We start from the raw sequence: 5,661 nt of genomic DNA, 5'->3' as shown, positions 1-5,661 counted from the left end.
CGTCTATCTGACCGAGGCTGAGTACGCAGTTCTTGCGCAACTGCCAGGCAAACGAATTCGCAAGCGACGACATCGCCTGGAATTTGCAGCGGCAGCATTTGCTGTCGATGTTTTTGAGGATCAGCTTGCCGGCCTGATATTGTGCGAAGTCGAAGCTGCATCGGCCGAAGACCTTCAATCGATCCCAACACCAAGCTGGCTGGGACAAGAGGTTACCGCCGATCCTTTCTTCAGGGGAGCCAACCTCGCACACATCAGCGCATCGGTCTTGAGGACGAAGCTGTCATCCGTGGGGCCGGTCGCTGGGCCCGCGCAAAACCTTATGTAGGTTTTCTGCTCCGCTGCTACTCAGACCCCGGATCGAGTTTGCTCGACCGCTCGGGAAGATGAAACCGGGGTTCGACGCTGTCCGCCCGCAGGTACTTGCGCACGGTGTTCCTCGAAAGGCCGGTGCGGCGGGAGATATCCCGGATCGAGAGGTGATCCCGGTAATGCCAGCGTCGGATGACGCTCAATAACTCCATGTCGATCACTCCGCTGTCCCCCGCGATGCCGCGTGAGACGTGGTGAAAACATGGGTCACTTCTCGATGGAAAAATCCGTGCCTGCCGGGTCAACTCTCAGTGGAAATCAACAAGGAGTTTTCGTGTCGCATGTTTTTGTCGCAAGTGGTAGGTCTCGTGCGACATAACTTGCGACAGGAATCCCGCCGCATGATGATCGGCTATGCCCGCGTTTCCACTCAGGGCCAGGACCTCGACCAGCAGCGCGCGGCGCTGGGCGCGGTCGGCTGCGTTCGCCTCTTTGAGGAAAAGGTTTCCGGGGCGAAGCGCGATCGGTCCGAGCTGGTGAAGCTGCTCGACCATTTGCGCCCTGGCGACGTGGTGACGGTCACGAGGCTAGACCGGCTTGCCCGATCGACGCGCGACCTTCTCGACATTGCCGAGCAGATCAAGGAGGCCGAGGCCGGCTTGCGATCCCTGGCCGAGCCATGGGCCGACACGACGACGCCGGCCGGCCGCATGGTGTTGACCGTGTTCGCCGGCATTGCAGATTTCGAGCGATCCTTGATCGCGGAGCGCACGAGCGCCGGCCGGATCGCGGCCAAGGCGCGCGGGGTGCGGTTCGGTCCCTCCCCTGCCCTATCGGCCGATCAGGTCGCGCATGCGCGCCAGCTCATCGCCCAGGACAAGCCCGTGGCTGAGGTCGCGCGGCTCCTGAAGGTGCATCGCGCGACCCTCTATCGGGCACTTGCCGACGCGACGGCCGCGACGGTCTGACCACATAGCTAACGTTAATACGCCAATACGTATTTAGCTAAGTGCGTTGAAAGCAGCTTAATGGCAGTTCGATTTTGTATCGTACGAAACAAAAATCTCTCTGAGTTCTCTAAGGGTTAGGGATGTCGAGTCGTTGCGTTCGGACGGCTTTGTTTGTTTTCCAACATCCAAACAAGCCCGACCGCCGCCCAAAGCTGAGTAATTTCTGGCACTTAATCATAAGGGGTTGCAGAATCGGGAAAAACGTTCGTTACTGCTAACTATGAGTCGAAGCGCAACACCCGTCAAAGAGAAGGTCGCCGCCCACAGGGCGCGCCAGATCGCGGCTGGACGTATTGCGCTGACCACTTACGTTCCGACTGATCTTCTAGAGCAAATCGACAAGATCAAGGAGCAGAGGGGGGCGGCTGGTCGCGGCCCCATCATCGAAGAAGCTTTGAGGTTACTGATCGAGAAGCAGCAGAGGGCATAACGAAAAACCCCTCGCCGTTAGCAGCGGCAAGGGGTTTTGGATTTCGGAACGGTTATGTTGGGAACCGCCTTAACACAGCGCCCAACATAGTCGGTTACACGTAAGCCTGCAAGACATGCGTCTTGCGGGAACGCTGAATCTTTGTCCGGTGTCCGTGCCCTCCTAAACGGAGGACGAAGGGACGATGTTTGCACAAATTGGGGCGGTGCTCGTAGGGGCACCGGCCGAGCGGGAGCGCACGCCCGTGCGGCGGCATTCCAGCGCGGCCGGCCGCTGCGAAGGGGTCTTCTGGCGACGGACGAACCGTCAGGAGGTCCGGACGATCCTCCTAGCCGCCAAGCGCTACGAACTGGCCCAGCGCCAGCCAGGCGAGCGCAGCGGGCCGCTGGGATCGGTGGCGATCGAGGTGCTAGAGCTGTTCGCCAACCTGGTGGATTTTAGGACCGGCCGGCTCGATCCGGCGATAGACACGCTCATGAGCAAGCTCAGGCGGTCGCGTGACGCGATCGTGCGGGCGTTGAAGAACTTGCGGGCGCATGGCTTCCTCGACTGGCTACGGCGCTACGTGCCGACCGGCAACGAGGGGCGCGGCCCCCAGGTGCAGCAGACGAGCAATGCCTATCGGCTGTCACTGCCGGCGCGCGCCAAGCAGTTCCTTGGCCGCTTTGGCATGACCCCTCCCCCGCCCGACGATCACGTACAGGCCGAGGCCGAGCGTCAGGCCGAGACGGAGGCGCACCGGGCAAGCCTTCCCTTGGACGAGCTGGCGCTGTTCGATGTGGGCGACAATCCCTTGGGACAGGCGCTCGCCCGCCTTGCGAGATCGATGAAACAACGTGAGTCCGCCAAGCAGACTGAATCCCCATCTAGTTCTATTAAAGATAGGAAGACATAAGCGGACGCCGCTGTTCGGGCCGCTATCGCGGCCCTGCGGCGGTTCCGGCCCGCGTTAAGTGCGGGCCGGTGCCGGCACCCACACAGCAAAAATTCAGCTGCTGAGTTCGCGGAGAGGTCGCATTTTGCTTTCGAGAAAAGCAGGTGGTTAGGGTCTGCCAGATATCAATGCGTGAATACGTATTAACGTTTTTGCGTGCCTGCTTATCGAAAGATGGGCTGGCCGAACTGAGTTCGAATGTGCTAAGGTGTACACAATTCAACATAGGAGTTCCGGCCGTGACAGCTAGCACCACAATGACAATTCGGGTCAGCCCCGAGGTAAAGCAGAAGCTCGACCGGATCGCGACCGATACCCGGCGCAGCAAGTCGTTCCTGGCCGGCGAGGCCGTCGCGGCTTACGTCGAGCGCGAGCTTGAAATCATCGACGGCATCAAACGCGGTATGGCCGATGCAGCGGCCGGCCGAGTGATCCCGCATGACCAGGCCGTCGCAGAAATGCGCGCGGTCATCGAGGACGCGAAGCGTCGGAAGGCCGCGCAAGGATGAGGCCGGTTGTCTGGTCGATAGAAGCACAACGGGATAACATCGAAATCCTGCGCTACATCGCAGAAGACAACCCGTTTGCCGCCGAGCGGGTTGTGGATGCGATCGAGGAAGCGGGAAACAAGCTCGGCGAATTTGCGACCGGTCGGCCAGGGCGAGTGAGCGGAAGCTACGAAAAATCTCTCCCTCGCCATCCCTACATAATCGCCTATGAGCTGCGTGAGATTGCCGGGCGGGAAACTGTCGTGATCGTGCGCATTATCCACACGGCGCGGGACTGGCCCGCCGAGGATTGGCCGCACTGACTTAAAGACGTTTTGACGTCTTTAGCTGTATACTTGAATACGTATTGACGCATAGAAGGATTAACGCATGAACGTGATTGCGTTTTTAAGTCAGAAGGGCGGAAGCGGCAAAACCACGTTGTCCGTTCATACCGCTGTCGCGGCCGAGGCCAGCGGTGAGCGGGTTTGCGTCATCGATGCCGATCCCCAGGAGAGCGCCACGGCCTGGGCGGGCGCACGGGAAGCGCAAACGCCGATCGTGGCGACGGCCCAGGCCGGCGACCTTGAGGCGGCGCTAAGGGCGGCCAAGGGCGAGGGCATGAGCCTGGTCGTCGTGGACAGTCCACCACATGCCGCGCCGGCCGCCAGTCAGATCGCCAGGCGTTCGGAGCTGGTTTTGATTCCGGTTCGCCCTTCGGCTTTCGACCTGGCAGCGGTCCCGGCCGCTGTCGAGATCGTCAGGGCCGCGAAGGTGCGCGGCGCTTTCATCCTGTCGGCGTGCCCGTTCCGCGCGCCTGAGATCGGTGAGACACGCGCGGCGCTGGAAGCGCACGGCCTGCCGATCGTCCCGCATGAGATCACGGACAGGCGGGCATTCGCTCGCGCGGTGACGAGTGGCAGCGCCGTGACCGAGTTCGAGAGCGACGGCAAGGCGGCCGAGGAAATCCGCGCCCTTTGGGCCTGGATCAGAGATACGCTAAAACGTTAATAGCTTAATACGTATCAACGTGAGTAAGGAGGCCCATAGATGGCGACCAAGAAAACCGGGCTTGCAGCCTTCACCCGCCCGAAGGGGACGGAGAACGCCGGCGACACGATGACCGAGGCGGCGCGACCGAGCGTCGAGATGCCGACGCCGAGGCGAAAAAGGGGCGGGGGCGAAACCGTGGCGCTCACGGTGAAGGTGCGGCGCTCGGACTGGCAGCGCTTGCGCCAGCTCGCGGACGCCGAGGGCACGACGATCCAGGCGATGGCCGAGGCGGGCTTTTCAGCCGTGCTTGGCGAACATGGCTTGCCCCCGATCGAGCCGTATTCACGTTGATACGCTAATACGTAAATAGCTAAATCCGTGCTTGTAACCCGCCCTCGGCCGCCCCTACGGCCCTTTATGGAGAGAGCGGGCCGGCCGAGGGCCACCGTCGAAGAAACACGAAATGACCAGAGGATTGGAAAAGGCGCTCGCTGCCGTCCGTCACGACAACAAGGCAACGGTCATGAGTGCGGCCGAGATCGAGGCGCATCGCGTCTTCCTCGCTGGCCTCGGTATCGCACGCCAAGAGATCGACCTGACAATCAATGTCATCCACTCGACGTTACGAGGGGACGAGGTTGCCATGCCCGAATATATCATTCCGCTCATGCCGGCGACGTGGGTTCGCGATTACGTCGAGGGAGATCGGCGACAGTACGAACGCCGTCCGCATCTTTGGAGTTCGGCGGATCGGAATTGGTTTGCACAACGCGCCAGCTTCTATGATCTGGCTGCCATCGTGATGGATTTACGGGCGCGGCAGGGCGACGGGGCGGCGGCCGGCGCTGCCGATGCGGTGCGAGCCCATGCGCGTTTCTTACGGACGTTCCAGGGGCACGAGACCGGCCCGGAGAGCGCGCTTCCCATCGCGCCGTAGAGAGCCGGAGGGACGCACTCAGAAGTCCCGGCGTCAGCCGGGTCCGTTTACCCGCAGGACGCCGCCGTGATCCGGCCGGTTGCCGGATCGGTCTCGATGGTGAGGCGCGTGTTGCTGTAGTTTTGGATGACGGGTTGACCAGGTGTGATTTGGCGCACGGAGCCGGCCCCGGTGAGCCGCTTGGCCTCGTCGTCGGTTATCCTGGGCCGGCCGACGAGGCGTCGCGCTGCGTCGGGATTGCAGATGCCCGTTTCGGCCGTAGCTGTAGGGGCGGGGGCCTGAGTGCAGGCGGCAAGCGCCAGAAGCGTTCCGATCGCGACGAGGACAGGTAGCGGGTACTTAAGCGGCATCGAACACCCCCTTGAACTCCGGATCGGCATAATAGGCGAGCTTGCCGGCGACGATCGGCCGTTGCCCGGCCAGGAACAGCAGTTCGAGATTCGCCGGCAGATTGCGGACCTCGTCGGGAGTCAGCAGCGGGCGGCCGACATGCTGTTCACCGTAGGAGATGGGGTCTGAGTAGCAGCGGAGCAGAAAACCTACATAAGGTTTTGCGC

Annotated in this window: 10 protein-coding genes and 2 pseudogenes; 9 read left to right on the top strand and 3 right to left on the bottom strand. The window is 61.8% G+C overall.

Going from position 1 to position 5,661, the window contains the following annotated elements; genetic code table 11:
• A pseudogene (locus tag RHIZ70P_RS23130) lies at positions 1–328 on the top strand (hypothetical protein); the annotation flags it as partial.
• Between the two features lie 19 nt (positions 329–347).
• Here RHIZ70P_RS23130 and RHIZ70P_RS22480 read toward each other — a convergent pair.
• Positions 348–524 (bottom strand): annotated as a pseudogene (locus tag RHIZ70P_RS22480) (winged helix-turn-helix transcriptional regulator); the annotation flags it as partial.
• 189 nt (positions 525–713) lie between these two features.
• Between RHIZ70P_RS22480 and RHIZ70P_RS22475 the strand changes: the two are divergent.
• From RHIZ70P_RS22475 to RHIZ70P_RS22440, 8 genes are all read left to right on the top strand, one after another.
• Positions 714–1,280 (top strand): recombinase family protein, encoded by a 567-nt coding sequence (locus RHIZ70P_RS22475; RefSeq protein WP_115672792.1) that lies wholly within the window; start codon positions 714–716, stop codon positions 1,278–1,280.
• 262 nt (positions 1,281–1,542) lie between these two features.
• Positions 1,543–1,752, top strand: a complete 210-nt coding sequence (locus RHIZ70P_RS22470; RefSeq protein ID WP_046797728.1) for a ribbon-helix-helix protein, CopG family — start codon at positions 1,543–1,545, stop codon at positions 1,750–1,752.
• A 184-nt stretch (positions 1,753–1,936) separates the two neighbouring features.
• Complete coding sequence (locus RHIZ70P_RS22465) at positions 1,937–2,647, top strand: replication protein A (protein WP_046797727.1); 711 nt, start codon at positions 1,937–1,939, stop codon at positions 2,645–2,647.
• Positions 2,648–2,925: 278 nt separating this feature from the next.
• Positions 2,926–3,195, top strand: a complete 270-nt coding sequence (locus tag RHIZ70P_RS22460) for a CopG family ribbon-helix-helix protein (RefSeq protein ID WP_046797726.1) — start codon at positions 2,926–2,928, stop codon at positions 3,193–3,195.
• Positions 3,192–3,497: a type II toxin-antitoxin system RelE/ParE family toxin gene (locus RHIZ70P_RS22455; RefSeq protein WP_046797725.1), complete on the top strand. Its 306-nt coding sequence runs from the start codon at positions 3,192–3,194 to the stop codon at positions 3,495–3,497. Before RHIZ70P_RS22460 ends, RHIZ70P_RS22455 begins: the two co-directional genes overlap by 4 nt.
• Before the next feature lie 67 nt (positions 3,498–3,564).
• Positions 3,565–4,185 carry a ParA family partition ATPase gene (gene parA, locus RHIZ70P_RS22450; RefSeq protein WP_046797724.1) on the top strand — a complete coding sequence of 207 codons (621 nt, stop codon included), beginning with the start codon at positions 3,565–3,567 and terminating at the stop codon, positions 4,183–4,185.
• A gap of 39 nt (positions 4,186–4,224) precedes the next feature.
• Complete coding sequence (locus tag RHIZ70P_RS22445) at positions 4,225–4,518, top strand: hypothetical protein (protein WP_046797723.1); 294 nt, start codon at positions 4,225–4,227, stop codon at positions 4,516–4,518.
• A gap of 124 nt (positions 4,519–4,642) precedes the next feature.
• The gene (locus RHIZ70P_RS22440) at positions 4,643–5,104 is read left to right on the top strand and encodes a hypothetical protein (protein ID WP_147294056.1); all 462 of its coding nucleotides are present in this window, start codon (positions 4,643–4,645) and stop codon (positions 5,102–5,104) included.
• Positions 5,105–5,151: 47 nt separating this feature from the next.
• On the opposite strand, the gene RHIZ70P_RS22435 is transcribed toward RHIZ70P_RS22440, so the two are convergent.
• Complete coding sequence (locus RHIZ70P_RS22435; RefSeq protein WP_052760562.1) at positions 5,152–5,454, bottom strand: I78 family peptidase inhibitor; 303 nt, start codon at positions 5,452–5,454, stop codon at positions 5,152–5,154.
• On the bottom strand, positions 5,444–5,661 hold a 218-nt coding region (locus RHIZ70P_RS22430), incomplete at its 5' end, for a type IV secretory system conjugative DNA transfer family protein (protein ID WP_147294055.1). The genes RHIZ70P_RS22430 and RHIZ70P_RS22435, both read right to left, overlap by 11 nt.

The sequence above is a fragment of the Paenirhizobium selenitireducens ATCC BAA-1503 genome, from assembly GCF_900492185.1.
Taxonomy (GTDB): domain Bacteria; phylum Pseudomonadota; class Alphaproteobacteria; order Rhizobiales; family Rhizobiaceae; genus Allorhizobium; species Allorhizobium selenitireducens_A.
This window is presented reverse-complemented; position numbering and strand designations above follow the sequence as displayed.